Here is a 14,643-nt window from a genome sequence, read left to right on the forward strand (position 1 = left end):
TTTGGGGGCGAATTAAAAGAAGCACGGAGGGAACAGAAAATGATGGATAAGCTTGATAAATTAAACAATCACATTATTGTATGTGGAGCGGTGAAACAGGACAACATATCATTCAGTCTTTACATAAAGAAAATGCTGATTTTGTTGTCATTGAATTTGAAAAAGAAAAACTGGACGCTGTTAAAGAATACAGCGACATTATCGCCTTTCAAGGCGATGCCACATCAGATGAAGTGCTCGAAAAAGCAGGTATTTCAAGAGCCAAGGCCCTTGTGGCTTCTTTAAACAATGATGCGAATAATCTCTATGCTGTCCTCTCAGCACGGCAGCTTAACCCACAACTGCATATTGTGGCACGCGCAATCACACATGACTCCCATGAAAAACTGATACGTGCCGGTGCGGACAAAACGGTTTCTCCGAATGAGATTGGCGGCTACCGTATGGCTTCTATGTTGTTGAAACCTAACGTTATAGCCTTTTTAGATACCATTACCCATTCAGGAAAGATTGATTATAATTTGAATGAAGTAATTATTAAGCAGAATTCCGACTTGAGTCATAAATCTCTCATGGATGCGAACATACCGGAACAGACCGATTTGATTATTATTGCCATTAAAGAAGTGGAAAATGAAAATATTGTTTTCAATCCGACCAAGGATTACATCCTGGAACCCGGTCAGACCTTAATTGTTTTGGGAGAAGACAAGGATTTGAATAAACTGAAAAAACTGGCCGAAGCATAGGTAGGCTGAGGCTCATATTACATAAAGAAGGATGCCATTTCAGAACATGGCATCCTTCTTTTCTTGTTATTTATACTATTCTTTTTCTTTTGGACTTTCTTCAATTAAAACTACATTAGACTTGAACGCATCAACTGGTGTACCGTCAGAATCCTCATCCAGAATAAATGAGCCATTACTGTAACGGTCGCTGAACGAATAATCTTTAGGAGTGATTGTTTGAGACGTATTTTTATCAGTTACAATAGTCCATTCATCCTGACCATCGTTTACACCAATCATTAATGCAACACGGTGAGGCTTGTTTTTCAGTTCTCTCAGCACAAGCAGCCCTCTCTTGGCTCTTGAAATAAGATCAAATTCCCTCACATTCATCTTTTTGACCGCTCCTCTATGGGTAACGAGCACGACGCTCTTGTTGCCATCTTGCGGATTGAACAGGACACCGTTCACTACTGTGTCCCCTTTTTTCAGGTTAATCGATTTGACCCCGCTTGCTCCTGCTCCAACGAGAGAAACTTCAGACAGATTGTATCTCAGGCCGAATCCGAATTGTGTCACTAGGAAAACATCCAAGGACGTGTCGTCTTCAATGCGGTACACGGCCAGACACTCATCCGTATCGGCTTTCAGTTTAATTGCTGTAGCCGAGCGGGAACGGTAGGTTCGCTTCGGTTCGTATTCACTTGCCAGAGTCTGTTTGATGTAACCTTCTTTCGTAATAAAGACAAAACGTTCTTTCTCAGTGAATTCTTTCAGTCCAAAGACAGCTACCACTGTTTCATCCGAAGCCAGACTGATGCTTTGAGAAATGTGCTGACCGAAGTCTTTCCACTTGATATCAGGCAGTTCATGTACGGGACGGTTAATCACGTTTCCTTTAGATGTAAAGATAACAATATGTTCAAGGGTCGTCATCTTCTCAGTAAACTGGGAATAGTCCCCTTCTCTCAACCCCAGTTCTTCTGGGTTTGAAGCCCCATATGACCTTAGGCTGGTTCGTTTCAGATAGCCTTGCTTAGTGACGGACACAATAACCTCTTCTTCAGTCACCAGTACTTCTTTTTCAACCTTCAGCTCTTCAATTTTCTCTTCAATAATTGTCTGACGTTCTTTCGCATAAACTTTTTTGACTTCTCTCAATTCTTTTTTAACTACTGAATCGAGAGCTTTTTCATCATTTAAGATGGTTAAATACCCTTCTATGCGCTGGCTCAACTCGTCTGCTTCTTTCTGAAGCTGAGTAATATCAGTATTTGTCAGACGGTACAACTGAAGACTGACAATTGCTTCAGCCTGCATCGCAGAAAAATCATACGCTTTAACCAAGTTGTCTTTCGCATTCGATTTATTTTCACTGCTTCTAATTGTCTTAATCACTTTGTCCAGGATAGAAATAGCTTTTATTAACCCTTCGACAATATGAGCGCGTTTTCTGTCTTTGCTCAGCAAAAACTGTGTCCGCTTTTCAATGACTTCTCTCTTGTGTTTCAAATAAGCAGACAGTATTTCTCTCAAACCAACCTGTTGCGGTCGTCGCTCATTAATGGCAATCATGTTGAGATTATAAGATATCTGCAAATCTGTATTTTTCAACAGATAGGTCAATATTCCATTTGCAGGTGTATCTTTTTTCAGTTCCACGACGATTCGCAGGCCCGTCCGATCTGATTCGTCACGAACGTCTGCAATACCGTCAATTTTTTTATTTAAACGAATTTCATCCATTTTACGCACAAGCGTTGCTTTATTAACTTCATATGGAACTTCAGTGATAACGATTTGTTCTTTACCGCCACGCATTTTCTCAATTTCAGTTTTGCTGCGAACGACTATTTTTCCTTTACCGCTAGTATAAGCTTCTTTTAAGCCTTTTACTCCCTGGATAATGCCTCCGGTTGGAAAATCAGGACCTTTTACAAAATCCATCAGTTTATCGACCGATGCATTCGGGTGGGATACTAAATAAACAGCCGCATCAATGACTTCCTGCAGATTATGCGGAGGGATGTCTGTCGCGTAACCAGCCGAAATTCCTGTCGCCCCATTGACCAGTAAATTTGGGAAACGGGCAGGCAGTACAGTCGGCTCGTTTGTGGTGTCATCAAAGTTAAGCACCAGTTCAACCGTTTCCTTATCAATATCCTGCAGGAGTTCTGAGGCCACTTTTGAGAGGCGCGCTTCTGTATAACGCATCGCGGCTGGCGGATCCCCATCCATACTTCCGTTGTTTCCGTGCATGTCAATCAGCGGTGCCTTCATTTTCCAGTCCTGGCTCATACGAACCATGGCTTCATATACACTGCTGTCCCCATGCGGGTGGAAATTCCCGATAACGTTACCGACTGTTTTTGCCGATTTTCTGAATCCTTTATCAAAGACGTTGCCTTCCGAAAACATCGCATATAAAATTCGACGCTGAACCGGTTTTAAGCCGTCACGGATATCGGGGAGAGCACGTTCTTGAATAATATATTTCGAATAGCGACCAAAACGGTCCCCCATTACTTCTTCTAATGTCAGTTCTTGTATTTCTGCTCGATTTTCATTTGTCATGTTAACTCGTCAAACCTTTCCCGTTATTGAATTGGACTTTCAGGTTCATCCATCATTTCGTTTGTCTCAAGAATACTGCCTTCTTCTTCTAACGAGAACTCAACGTTTTCCTCAATCCATTTTCGTCTGGGGTCCACTTTATTACCCATCAAAACAGAGACACGACGTTCAGCCTGGGCCAAGTCATCAATTGTCACACGGATAAGCGTTCGAGTATCCGGATCCATTGTTGTTTCCCACAGCTGGTCGGCATTCATCTCACCTAAACCTTTGTATCTTTGAATCATATAAGTTTTGCCAAAGGTCTTCAGCAGTTTTTCCAACTCTTCATCTGTCCAGGCATAGGCAATTTCTTCTTTTTTACCTTTTCCTTTTGATAATTTATATAAGGGCGGGAGCGCCAGATAAATTTTACCCGCTTCAATCAGCGGACGCATATAGCGGTAGAAGAAGGTCAACAGCAGTACTTGAATATGAGCGCCATCGGTATCCGCATCTGTCATGATGACAATTTTATCGTAATTGCAGTCTTTCAAGTCAAACTCGGGTCCCACACCTGCTCCGATTGTGTATATCATCGTACTGATCTCTTCGTTTTTTAAAATATCCTGCATGTTGGCTTTTTCTGTGTTAATAACCTTACCTCTCAGCGGGAGAATAGCCTGGAACTTCCGGTCTCTTCCCTGCTTGGCAGAACCACCAGCGGAATCTCCCTCTACGAGATACAGTTCATTCTTGCTGGCATTTCTACTCTGTGCAGGAGTCAGTTTTCCGGATAATAAGGTTTCTTTACGTTTACGCTTTTTCCCGTTGCGTGAGTCTTCCTTCGCTTTACGGGCAGCTTCTCTCGCCTCTCTCGCTTTAATCGCTTTTCGGACAATCTGCTGGCTCATTTCACCATTTTCAGCCAGATAGAAATTAAACTGTTCAGAGATAATGTTGTCACAGGCGGTTCGTGCTTCGTTAGTCCCCAGCTTACTCTTTGTCTGCCCTTCAAACTGAAGCAGATTCTCGGGTATACGGACAGATAAAATAATGGCGATTCCTTCTCTAACATCAGAACCTTCTAAATTTTTATCTTTTTCTTTTAGCAAGCCGACACGACGGGCATACTCATTGAATGTTTTCGTCAAGGCAGACTTTGTACCAATTTCGTGTGTGCCGCCGTCTTTGGTTCGCACATTGTTGACAAAGCTTAGTACATTCTCTGAATAACCGTCGTTGTACTGAAAGGCACACTCGACTTCAATCCCCTTGTATTCTCCTTCAAAGTAGGCAATAGGCGTCAGTGTATCCTTTTCTTCATTCAGATAATGAACGAATTCTTTGATTCCCTCTTCATAATAGAAGGATTCTTTCGCATCTTTCCGTTCATCTTCAACTGTTATGGTCACGCCTTTAAGCAAGAATGCCGATTCTTTCAGGCGCTCACTCAGCAGACTGAAAGAGTACTCGATTGTAGAGAAAATGCTGGCATCCGGCTTAAAGTGAACAACGGTTCCGGCTTCCTTTTTGGCTATTTTTTTCTTTGACAGCTTGCCATCTGGCTTGCCGCCATTCTTAAACTTCTGGACATATTCATAGCCGTCCCTTTTGACAGTCACGGTGAGCCACTCTGACAGGGCATTCACGACCGAAGCCCCCACACCATGGAGACCGCCGGATGTTTTGTATCCGCCGTCCTGACCAAACTTACCACCGGCATGCAGGACTGTAAAAATAACCTGAATGGTCGACACCCCAGTCTTGTGCATTCCAGTAGGCATCCCTCTTCCATTATCCTTTACAGTGATGCTGTTATCTTTGTGAATTATGACTTCAATTTCAGAACCGTACCCTGCTAATACTTCATCAACTGCATTGTCGACGATTTCATAAACAAGATGGTGCAGCCCTCTTGAATCGGTAGATCCGATATACATGCCCGGGCGTTTGCGGACAGCGTCAAGTCCTTCTAATACCTGAATTGCGTTATCATCGTATTTATTCATTGCCATTTTGTATACTCCTCGATAGTGAATCATAAATTAATTTGCCTTTCCTCAAAGGAAAACGCAAGCATTAATATAATACCATAAAAACAGCGGTCTAAAAACGTTAGACTGAATTAATCAATATAAAGTCAGGTAAACAATTCAGGAACCGTACCGTCAGAGAGTAGATTGATAATGACAGTATATAAGAATGAACGCAGCGCACATCACTTGTCTTTTAGGAAGAATGGTGAAGTTTAGCCATTATAGAAACCATTGAACTCAAAATTATGCCGTTACGGTAAAGTTTAGCTACTTTACTAATCAATAAACTTCACCTTTTCTTTAGTTGGTGAAGTTTACAGCTGATTTAGTCCTATGAACTTCAGCATCCCTTCTATAACGGACAATCTGGCGAGCCAGATTGTTTCATTTCATAAAGAAAATCTTTTAAATAAAAAAAATGCAGGCTATGCATGAGCATAACCCGCAGCTAATTATTTTGCTTAAATCATCAGTAATTTTTCAGTAAATAATGAAGGGGTAACAAGGAAATGACTATAATCAAAAGCGCTCCTGGAGCTGCCTGGATGTACAAGGCCTCTGAAGCCTGATAATAGACCCTTACAGCCAACGTATCAAAACCCGGAGGTCTCAGCATCAGAGTGGCTGGTAATTCCTTCAGCGCGCTTACAAAGACAAGAGCGCCACCCGCGAGAAGGCCTGGAAGCATCGAGGGCAGCGTAATCGTCAACAGAACTTTCCAGGTTGACTGGCCCAGACTTCGAGCCGATTCCTCCATACGCGGCGAAACCAGACTGATTGCCGCTTCGCCCGCCTGCAGTACCTGCGGCATAAAGCGGATAACTTGAGCCAGTACCACCAGTGTTACCGTACTATAGAGAACAGGTATATGGTTGTTGAATAAAAAAACCAGTCCCAAAGCAATGATGACTCCCGGTAAAGCATAGCCGGTATAGGTTAATTTGTATATCGTACTGCTGACGACTGAGCGGTGTCTCGCGTACAGGTAAATCACCGGTACTGACAGCAGAATACTAATCAGTGCTGCAAAACCCGCTACCCTGAAACTATTAAGGGTATAACCAAAGAAAGCAGCGTTATAAAGGTTCTCACCTGATTCCAACCCTAATAGCGTCCAGTAAAGCAGCACACTGACCGGCAAGAGGACCGATACGGAAAAAATAAGGAGAACAAATAGCAAAGCCGGCAGTTTAAATCGGTTCAATCTGATTGTCTTCGGCTCTTTGACCATTCCCTTGCTTTGATGATACACTTTTTTGCGTTTCACTAACTTTTCAATTAATAATACGAGTAATGTAATAGCAATCAATACGAGACTCAGTACAGCAGCAGACGGAATGTCAAAGCCAGCTCTCTGATAGTAGATAGCTGAAGTGAAAGTGACGTACCTCAGCATGGATACGGCTCCAAAATCACTCAGTACGTATAGAAAAACAAGAATGCTGCTGGCACCAATCGAAGGCACCAAGAGCGGCAGGATGACTTTGAAAAAAGTAGTGAAGCCGTTATGTCCCAGCGATCGACTGGCTTCTTCATATGCTGAACTGGTTTTACGCATAGCTGAGCCGGTAATCAGAAAAACATAGGGATACGTAAAGAGAGTCATGACCAGTACAACACCGGCAAAGGAGTAAACAGTGAAAGGCAGTTCTCTGACTTGAGAAGCTGCCCTGTTTATCATTTGAAATACCCAGCCTCTTGGGCCAAGAACAATAATGTAGGTCACTGCTCCTATATATGGTGGAATCACCACCGGCAGCGCCAGCAGACCTTTCCATAGTTTTCGGGCCGGTAAATCGGTCCGGTTCACAATCCAGGCCAGTAAGACTCCGATAAAGGAAGACAATACGGTCACGGTCAAGGAAAGAGACAGTGTGTTCCAGAGCAGTTGAGGAATCCGATTACTGATCAGTCTCATCCAGCTGTCAGCGCCTGCCAGAAAGGACTGATAAATAACATAGACTAACGGTACGGTCATTATAATGGCAATCAGTACTGCTGCCGTAAGCAGCGACGGGCTGGGGATATTGCCATTCCAGATTCTGCGGGACTGCTTTTTCCACGCGCCTATACCAGTCGTTTTTTTCTGCTTATTCATTTCAAACAGTCTCACAATTTGCCTCCTATCCCCAACTCTATTTATTTCAATGCATTATCTCAGGTTTAAATCAAGCCCTGCCTCTTCAATCAACGAACGGGTGTCTTCGAAATAATTACCCAGTTCACGAAGCGGCATATCCTGTACAGTTAATTCTGATAAGTTAACTGCCTCCTCAAACGGCGGATCTAATTCAGTGTTGATTGGTACTTCAAGGGATTCTCCCACAAAGGTCAGCTGATTTTCTTCTTCCAGTAACCAATTTAAGAAAGTTTCAGCCGCCTCTTCATTCGGGCTGTCGTTTAATAAACCGACACCTGCCGCATTGACGATGGCGCCCATTTCGCCTTCTCCTTGGTCCGGATAAACGAAACCGACGTTATTGTTTTCAGGTTCAAGAAGCTGCTGGTGGTAGTAGTAATTATTGACTAGACCGAATGAATGAATGCCTTCTCCAACCGCCCGTCTGATGTCGCCATGTCCTTCAAAGATACCCGCTGCATTTTCTTGAATGGCTTCAACCCATTCTGTCGTACGCTCATCGCCCCACTCGTGTCTTAAGGCAGAGACATTAGAAATCATTCCGCCGTTTCCTCCACGCGTAATAGCGAATCCATTTTCGACATTACTATAAGTATCATCCATTAAATCTTCCATACGAGTAGGTACGTCTTCTTCGTCTATCATATCTTTATTGTAAATAAAGCCTCTCGCACGAGAAGATAATGCAATCCATTCGTTATTTTCTGCTCGGTACTGTTCTTCAATGCTGTCTACATTGTCAGGATTAGTCGCTTTAAGCAGCTCTTCACTATTTAAGTATTCCAGCGCACCGATATCATTTGAAATAAAGACGTCCGCTTGAACATTGTTTCTTTCTTCCATCAGCTGTAGGGGTTCAACGCCGTGTAAAGCACTCACTGAGATTCCAGTGTCTGTTTCAAATTTATCCAGCAAATCAGCTACAAACTGTTCGTTACGTGAAGAATACACAACCAGTTCATCCTCTGATGCTCCCGATTCAGAATTCGTATTAGCGCAACCGGCCAACAAAATTAAAGATGATAGTCCCGCTATACTTGCCCATTTTTTCTTTATCATAAAGTTCCCTCTTCTCATTGAGAATGATTATCATTATCGATAACTCAAGATTACCTTAATCATTCAAATGAGTCAATCTTTTTTTGTTGGAACTTTCACAATGAGTGGTAAAAATTTAATGGTCGATAATGGTGATGGCTTCCTGCTCGATAGAAAATCGAATCGGCTGACCAACAAGAATATCATGATTGATTGGTGCTGTAATAATAATTGGGGTTCTGGTGTGACCCTCTATTCCCTGAACGGTTAAATGTATTTCCTGAGTGTCACCACCGTATACTATCCGGTCAACCATGCCGCTGTAGTCTCCTTCAGCATTGATTTCAATCGATTCCGGTCTGATAGACAGCATGACTTTTGAATTAGGATCATATACTCCGCTTATAACGGGTAAATTGCCTAAAGCGGTTAAAACTTGCTCTCCCCGCATACCAATTGTCCCTTGAATTAGGTTGGTCTTTCCGACAAACTGAGCAACAAAACAGTTAACAGGACAACGGTAGAGTTCTTTAGGCGTTGAAATCTGCTGAATCATACCCTTATTCATGACTACGACTTTATCTGCCACTGCGAATGCGTCTTTTTGATCATGTGTAACAATTTTGGCTGTGGCATCAGCTTTTTTCAAAATTGTTGAAATATCCTGTCTCATTTTCTCTCTCAGCCCAGCATCGATACTACTGAACGGTTCATCAAGTAAAATAACATGAGGAGAAGGTGCCAACGCTCGAGCAATCGCGACTCTCTGCTGCTGACCGCCTGATAAGTTGGCTGGTACAGACTCTGCGAAATCAGTCAGTTCAACCAGTTCAAGCATTTCTTTCACTTTTTTCAGTTTCTCACTTTTTCGCAAATTTTTCAGACCATACATGATGTTCTTGGCTACACTCATATGCGGGAACAAAGCGTGTTCCTGAAAGACCATGCCTATCCCTCTTTTCTCAGGAGGGACAACTGCAGAATCTGATACAACAAGCTGGCTGCCTACTTTAATCAGTCCTTTAGTGGGGTTTTCAAAGCCCGCAATCATTCGCAATGCTGTCGTTTTACCACAACCACTCGGTCCTAAAAGGGATACTATTTCCCCTTTTCCTATACTGAAGCTAATATCATTCACTGCGGGCAGAGCGGCATCTGAAAATTGTTTAGTTAAATTGGATATAGATATAAATGACATACAGATTCTCCTTTTCTCAATTCTGTCCGGAATTATTGAGAATGATTATCAATTAAATGCAGTATATCACAATTCGCTTAGTGATAACATCACATATTTTGTCGGTTTTATGGCCTTCTCTCGTCTAGTAACCTGTAAAAAAGATACCGATGGAGAAAAAAACGTGTTAAAATAATACCTAGCGTCAAGATAAGCAAGGAGGAATTCAGTTGGTTGAAATCGTTGTGATAGTTGTGGCGTATTTATTAGGATCCATACCTTCAGGGGTCTGGGTTGGTCAATTATTTTTTCAGACAGATATAAGAGAACATGGAAGTGGTAATTCAGGTACTACAAATACGTATAGAGTGCTTGGTAAAAATGCAGGGACCATCGTACTGATACTGGATATTGCAAAAGGAACGGTTGCTGCTTTGTTGCCGGTCTGGCTGGGATTAACGATACACCCGATGGTTGTCGGAATATTTGCCGTAATAGGTCATGTGTTTCCAATATTTGCCCGCTTTAAAGGCGGAAAAGCGGTAGCCACGAGTGCCGGTATCGCTTTAGGTGCTCAGCCGATACTAGCCCCTTTTTTGCTCGCCATTTGGATAGCGGTTCTACTATGGTCGAGTATGGTCAGCTTAGCGAGCATTGTTACAGTGCTAGTCGCTGCTGTCGTCTCGCTCTTTATCGGTGATATAATTTTTGCAGTCATCGTCTGGGTAGCAATGATTATTGTGATTGTACGTCATCGTTCAAATATTGAGCGTATCAGAAAAGGTGAAGAAAACAGAGTGCCTTTTGGGAGAAGAAGTTCCAAAAAAGACTAATTTTATTTAACCTGTTTTACTGGGTTAAAAGCAGAAAAATAGGATTATCTCAACTTTTTGAGATAATCCTATTTTTTTTTGGTGATTTTACTGTTAAGGTCCGACAATTTTATTCTTACCTGACCGTTTAGCTTGATAAAGGTTATTATCTGCTTCGGTAATAAACTCTTCATGCGAGTCGTGCTGATCAAAGAGTGTAAAGCCACCACTGATTGTAACCGATTCATTCACCAGAAACTCATTGGCAATTATTGCTTCCCGGCAGCGGTTCAGAATACGTTCAGCCTCTTCCCGATTTTTGTTGGGCAGAACAACTAAAAATTCTTCTCCACCATACCGGCCGACACAGCCTTTACCAGCTAGTACCTGATTCAGCGATTTCGCCACTTCTTTCAGAACGTAATCGCCAAATACATGACCTTTCGTGTCATTAATCTTTTTGAAATCGTCTATGTCGAGCATGGCAATGATCAGCTGATCTTTCTCAATTGAGCTTTTCATCATTTTCGCTTTCAGTTCCTTGAAAATAGATCGCCGATTTCTGATTTCGGTCAGCTCGTCTTTTTCAACTATTTCAATCAGACTGGACGTCAGTTCTTCCAGATTTTCTTCTTTTTCTTTTTGACTCGTCACATCAAACACAATGCCCGAAGCAAATAGCGGCGTGCCGTCTGCTTTTCTTTGTGTTACTTTACCCCTGTCATAAAACCATTTCCATTTGTCATCTTTTGCTTTTATTCGGTATTCAATTTCATATACAGGTGTTTCACCTTTGAGGTGCTGCATCATCTTGTCCATTGCAGTAACGTAATCATCCGGATGCAATTTATCAGTGAAAAATTCGTACGGTACTTTTTCAGGAATTTCATCTTTCGAGTAGCCCAAGGCCGTTACCTTTAAAGGGTTGAAGACGACATCGTTTGATTGAATATTCCAGTACCAGTGTCCCAGATTGCCTTTCCATGGATAATCGAGTTTGACCTCGGCCTCTTTTTCAGCCAGGAGTTCATTAATCAGTAATTCCTGGGCTTCGATTTTTTCCATTAATTCTTGTCTGGATAAATCTGTATTCGTCTGATTTTGCATCTGGACACCTCATTGATCTCATAATTTTTTTATAAAATGTAACGCGTCAGGTCTTTGTTTTCTACAATATGACCAATCTTGTCTTCGACATATTTCTGCGTAATCTTCACTTCGCCCATGCTCATATCCGGTGATTCAAACAGAAGATCCTCCAGCAGTCGTTCGAGAATGGTGTGCAGTCGTCGAGCCCCGATATTGTCGGTTGATTCATTGACGTCAAAAGCAATCTCAGCAATTTTCTCGATAGCTTCCATAGTGAAGACGACATCAATATTTTCAGTGCCCAGTAAAGCACGGTATTGTTTAATTAAAGCATTTTCTGGTTCTGTCAGAATCTTGACAAAGTCTTCGTTTGTCAGATCATTCAGTTCAACGCGAATAGGGAATCGTCCCTGCAGTTCCGGAATCAGATCACTTGGCTTGGACAAGTGGAAGGCTCCTGAACCAATAAACAGGATATGGTCGGTATGAACGGTTCCGTATTTCGTCTTAACACTTGACCCTTCAACGATTGGAAGAATATCTCTTTGAACACCTTCTCTAGAAACCTGACCGCTGTTCTGCTGGCCTTTAGATGTAATCTTGTCAATCTCATCAATAAAGATAATACCGGCATTTTCAGTCAAGTTAACCGCATCCGCATTGATGTCTTCCTGATTAATCAGTTTATCTGCTTCTTCTTCAGTAAAGATTTCAACCGCTTCTTTGACTGTAACCTTACGCTTGACCTTTTTAGATGGAGTTAAAGCACCAAGGGTTTCAGATAAATCGATGCCCATGGATTCCATTGGCGCACTCATTGGGTTGTTTGGTGTCTGTTTCTTCTCAACTACTTTGATTTCAACTTCTCTGCTGTCCAGCATCCCTTTAGCGATCTGATCTTTCAGTTCATCACGCTTGGATGAAATTTCTGAAGTAACAGTTTCCTCTTCTTCCTCTTCATTTGCCTGAGCAAACTGATTCGGATCCATGCCCATTCCTTTAAACATGCCTGCCAGAGGGTTGTTATCGTATGTGCTTTTTTCTTTTTTAATACCAGGTGCCAGGGCTTTGGCCACGCGTTCAATGGCTCTTTTTTCTGCACGGCCTCTGACATTTTTGCGGTACTCATCTTTAACGAGCTGAACAGATGCTTCCGTTAAATCTCTTACCATTGATTCAACGTCACGACCAATGTAGCCGACTTCTGTGAATTTAGTTGCTTCCACTTTCAAGAAAGGGGCATCAACAATGGCAGCCAGGCGGCGGGCAATTTCAGTTTTACCGATACCGGTCGCCCCGATCATCAGGATATTTTTCGGCGTAATTTCCTTTTGCATTTCAGTATCCAGTTTCAGTCGACGGTATCTGTTTCTCAAGGCTACCGCTACGGCTTTTTTCGCTTCAGTCTGTCCGACAATATAATTATCCAGACGGCTGACGATTTCTCTTGGTGTTAAATCATTTCTCACTCTCATTAATCATTCTCCTTACAGTTTTTCACTAATAATATTATGGTTCGTGTAGACACAAATGTCGGCTGCAACAGTCAGACTGTCTTTGGCAATCTGTTCTGCCGTCAGGTTTTCGCCGTGTTTCTTCAGCGCTCTCGCAGCTGAAAGGGCAAAGTTTCCGCCTGATCCTATTCCGAGTATGCCGTCATCCGGCTGAATGACTTCTCCATTTCCGGAAATCAAGAGCATCTGCTCTTTATTCATCACAATCAGCAGGGCTTCCAGATTTTTCATCATTTTATCTGTACGCCACTCCTGTGCGAGTTCAACGGCCGCACGCATCAGGTGACCATTGTACTGGTTCAAGTAGCCTTCGAATTTTTCTTCTAGTGTAAAGGCATCAGCAACACTGCCGGCAAAGCCAACGAGTACTTCATTGTTATATATTTTTCTGACTTTACGGGCTTTGCTTTTCATTACGACTTGCTCACCCATAGTAACCTGGCCATCTCCGGCCATGGCGCATTCACCTTTATGATGAATAGCTAAAATTGTGGTTGCATGAAATTCTGTCATTTTAAAAATCCTCCATTTGATTCAGTGTTGAATTATCAGGGTTACCTATACCGAACTCACTTGGCCATAGTACCCCTATCCACTATACTACTGTTTTCCTCTCGTTTCAAAAAATGGGTTCTTTCCTGAAAATAGTTCAGGCTCTTGGATGAAAGGCATTATAATTTTTCTGAAGGTGTTCCGTCGTTACATGTGTGTAAACCTGCGTAGAAGAGAGGCTCTTGTGCCCCAGCAGTTCTTGCACCGTTCGTATATCTGCCCCGTTATTCAGAAGATGCGTGGCAAATGTGTGCCGCAGCATGTGCGGGGAAATATTGTTAGTCAGACTGCTCTTCTTAATCAGTTCACTCAGGACATACTGGATGCCGTTCTGGGTAATCTGATCGCCGTGATGATTGATAAACAAAAACGAATGCTCTTTGTGGTATTTACTCATCAATACTTCCCGGCCCTGTGAAAGGTAGGCTTTAATCGCTTCACTGGCATAGTGGCCAAAAGGAATATAGCGCTCTCTATTGCCTTTTCCTTTAACAAACAGCATCCCCATAGTAAAGTCTACATCTTCCAGCCTGATTCCCTGGCATTCACTCACACGAATACCGGTACCGTAAAGCAGTTCAAGTAAGGCCTGATTACGGTAATCCAGAGGACTGGTCCCTTCAGCCGCTTCAAATAGTGCCGTCATTTCTTTTTCATAAAAGAAACTCGGCAGTCGTCGCCCTTTTTTCTTAATGTGGAGATAAGAAAAAGGGTTATCGGAAATGATATCGTTGTTTAACAGAAACTGATAAAAGGCACGTAAACTGGAAATTTTTCGTGATATCGATGCCCGAGCGTATTCTTTATCTGTCAGATAGCTCAAATAGATGCGTGCATCCGAAAGAGAGACGGTTAGAAAGTCCATGTCTCCTGTTTCTTTCAGGAACTCCTGGAAATTTTTTATGTCTTCGGTGTATGCCTGGTTAGTTAACGGTGAGTAGTGTCGTTCATTAGTCAAATAATCTTCGAATAAAGTCATCCACTTATCTGTCACTCTT

General features: G+C 42.4%; 11 protein-coding genes. 2 read left to right on the forward strand and 9 right to left on the reverse strand.

Annotated features, from left to right (window positions below; genetic code table 11):
- Positions 1 to 80 precede the first annotated feature (80 nt).
- Complete coding sequence (locus ACYVLS_RS08010; RefSeq protein ID WP_460323363.1) at positions 81 to 749, forward strand: potassium channel family protein; 669 nt, start codon at positions 81 to 83, stop codon at positions 747 to 749.
- 75 nt (positions 750 to 824) lie between these two features.
- Here the strand turns inward: ACYVLS_RS08010 and parC are convergent, their stop codons facing one another.
- The 5 genes from parC to ACYVLS_RS08035 form a co-directional block, all read right to left on the reverse strand.
- Positions 825 to 3,305: a DNA topoisomerase IV subunit A gene (gene parC / locus ACYVLS_RS08015; protein ID WP_460323365.1), complete on the reverse strand. Its 2,481-nt coding sequence runs from the start codon at positions 3,303 to 3,305 to the stop codon at positions 825 to 827.
- A 23-nt stretch (positions 3,306 to 3,328) separates the two neighbouring features.
- Positions 3,329 to 5,302, reverse strand: a complete 1,974-nt coding sequence (parE, locus tag ACYVLS_RS08020) for a DNA topoisomerase IV subunit B (RefSeq protein ID WP_460323367.1) — start codon at positions 5,300 to 5,302, stop codon at positions 3,329 to 3,331.
- Between the two features lie 490 nt (positions 5,303 to 5,792).
- Complete coding sequence (locus ACYVLS_RS08025) at positions 5,793 to 7,436, reverse strand: ABC transporter permease (RefSeq protein ID WP_460323369.1); 1,644 nt, start codon at positions 7,434 to 7,436, stop codon at positions 5,793 to 5,795.
- 39 nt (positions 7,437 to 7,475) lie between these two features.
- Positions 7,476 to 8,522, reverse strand: a complete 1,047-nt coding sequence (locus ACYVLS_RS08030; RefSeq protein WP_460323371.1) for an extracellular solute-binding protein — start codon at positions 8,520 to 8,522, stop codon at positions 7,476 to 7,478.
- Between the two features lie 115 nt (positions 8,523 to 8,637).
- Positions 8,638 to 9,699 (reverse strand): ABC transporter ATP-binding protein, encoded by a 1,062-nt coding sequence (locus ACYVLS_RS08035; RefSeq protein ID WP_460323373.1) that lies wholly within the window; start codon positions 9,697 to 9,699, stop codon positions 8,638 to 8,640.
- 209 nt (positions 9,700 to 9,908) lie between these two features.
- Between ACYVLS_RS08035 and plsY the strand changes: the two genes are divergently transcribed.
- On the forward strand, positions 9,909 to 10,511 hold the full coding sequence (gene plsY, locus ACYVLS_RS08040) for a glycerol-3-phosphate 1-O-acyltransferase PlsY (protein ID WP_460323375.1): 603 nt from the start codon (positions 9,909 to 9,911) through the stop codon (positions 10,509 to 10,511).
- 93 nt (positions 10,512 to 10,604) lie between these two features.
- Here plsY and ACYVLS_RS08045 read toward each other — a convergent pair whose 3' ends face one another.
- The 4 genes from ACYVLS_RS08045 to xerC form a co-directional block, all read right to left on the reverse strand.
- Complete coding sequence (locus tag ACYVLS_RS08045) at positions 10,605 to 11,597, reverse strand: sensor domain-containing diguanylate cyclase (protein ID WP_460323377.1); 993 nt, start codon at positions 11,595 to 11,597, stop codon at positions 10,605 to 10,607.
- A 29-nt stretch (positions 11,598 to 11,626) separates the two neighbouring features.
- Positions 11,627 to 13,054 (reverse strand): ATP-dependent protease ATPase subunit HslU, encoded by a 1,428-nt coding sequence (hslU, locus tag ACYVLS_RS08050; RefSeq protein ID WP_460323379.1) that lies wholly within the window; start codon positions 13,052 to 13,054, stop codon positions 11,627 to 11,629.
- A 12-nt stretch (positions 13,055 to 13,066) separates the two neighbouring features.
- The gene (gene hslV / locus ACYVLS_RS08055; RefSeq protein WP_228586739.1) at positions 13,067 to 13,606 is read right to left on the reverse strand and encodes an ATP-dependent protease subunit HslV; all 540 of its coding nucleotides are present in this window, start codon (positions 13,604 to 13,606) and stop codon (positions 13,067 to 13,069) included.
- A gap of 136 nt (positions 13,607 to 13,742) precedes the next feature.
- Complete coding sequence (gene xerC / locus ACYVLS_RS08060; RefSeq protein WP_460323426.1) at positions 13,743 to 14,624, reverse strand: tyrosine recombinase XerC; 882 nt, start codon at positions 14,622 to 14,624, stop codon at positions 13,743 to 13,745.
- Positions 14,625 to 14,643: the final 19 nt, after the last annotated feature.

The sequence above is a fragment of the Alkalibacterium psychrotolerans genome, assembly GCF_054784355.1.

Coding starts and splice junctions, on each gene's coding strand:
- ACYVLS_RS08010 (WP_460323363.1), top strand. CDS start 81: ATGTGGAGCGGTGAAACAGGACAACATATCATTCAGTCTTTACATAAA.
- xerC (WP_460323426.1), bottom strand. CDS start 14,624: ATGACTTTATTCGAAGATTATTTGACTAATGAACGACACTACTCACCG.
- parE (WP_460323367.1), bottom strand. CDS start 5,302: ATGGCAATGAATAAATACGATGATAACGCAATTCAGGTATTAGAAGGA.
- hslU (WP_460323379.1), bottom strand. CDS start 13,054: ATGAGAGTGAGAAATGATTTAACACCAAGAGAAATCGTCAGCCGTCTG.
- ACYVLS_RS08035 (WP_460323373.1), bottom strand. CDS start 9,699: ATGTCATTTATATCTATATCCAATTTAACTAAACAATTTTCAGATGCC.
- hslV (WP_228586739.1), bottom strand. CDS start 13,606: ATGACAGAATTTCATGCAACCACAATTTTAGCTATTCATCATAAAGGT.
- ACYVLS_RS08030 (WP_460323371.1), bottom strand. CDS start 8,522: ATGATAAAGAAAAAATGGGCAAGTATAGCGGGACTATCATCTTTAATT.
- ACYVLS_RS08045 (WP_460323377.1), bottom strand. CDS start 11,597: ATGCAAAATCAGACGAATACAGATTTATCCAGACAAGAATTAATGGAA.
- parC (WP_460323365.1), bottom strand. CDS start 3,305: ATGACAAATGAAAATCGAGCAGAAATACAAGAACTGACATTAGAAGAA.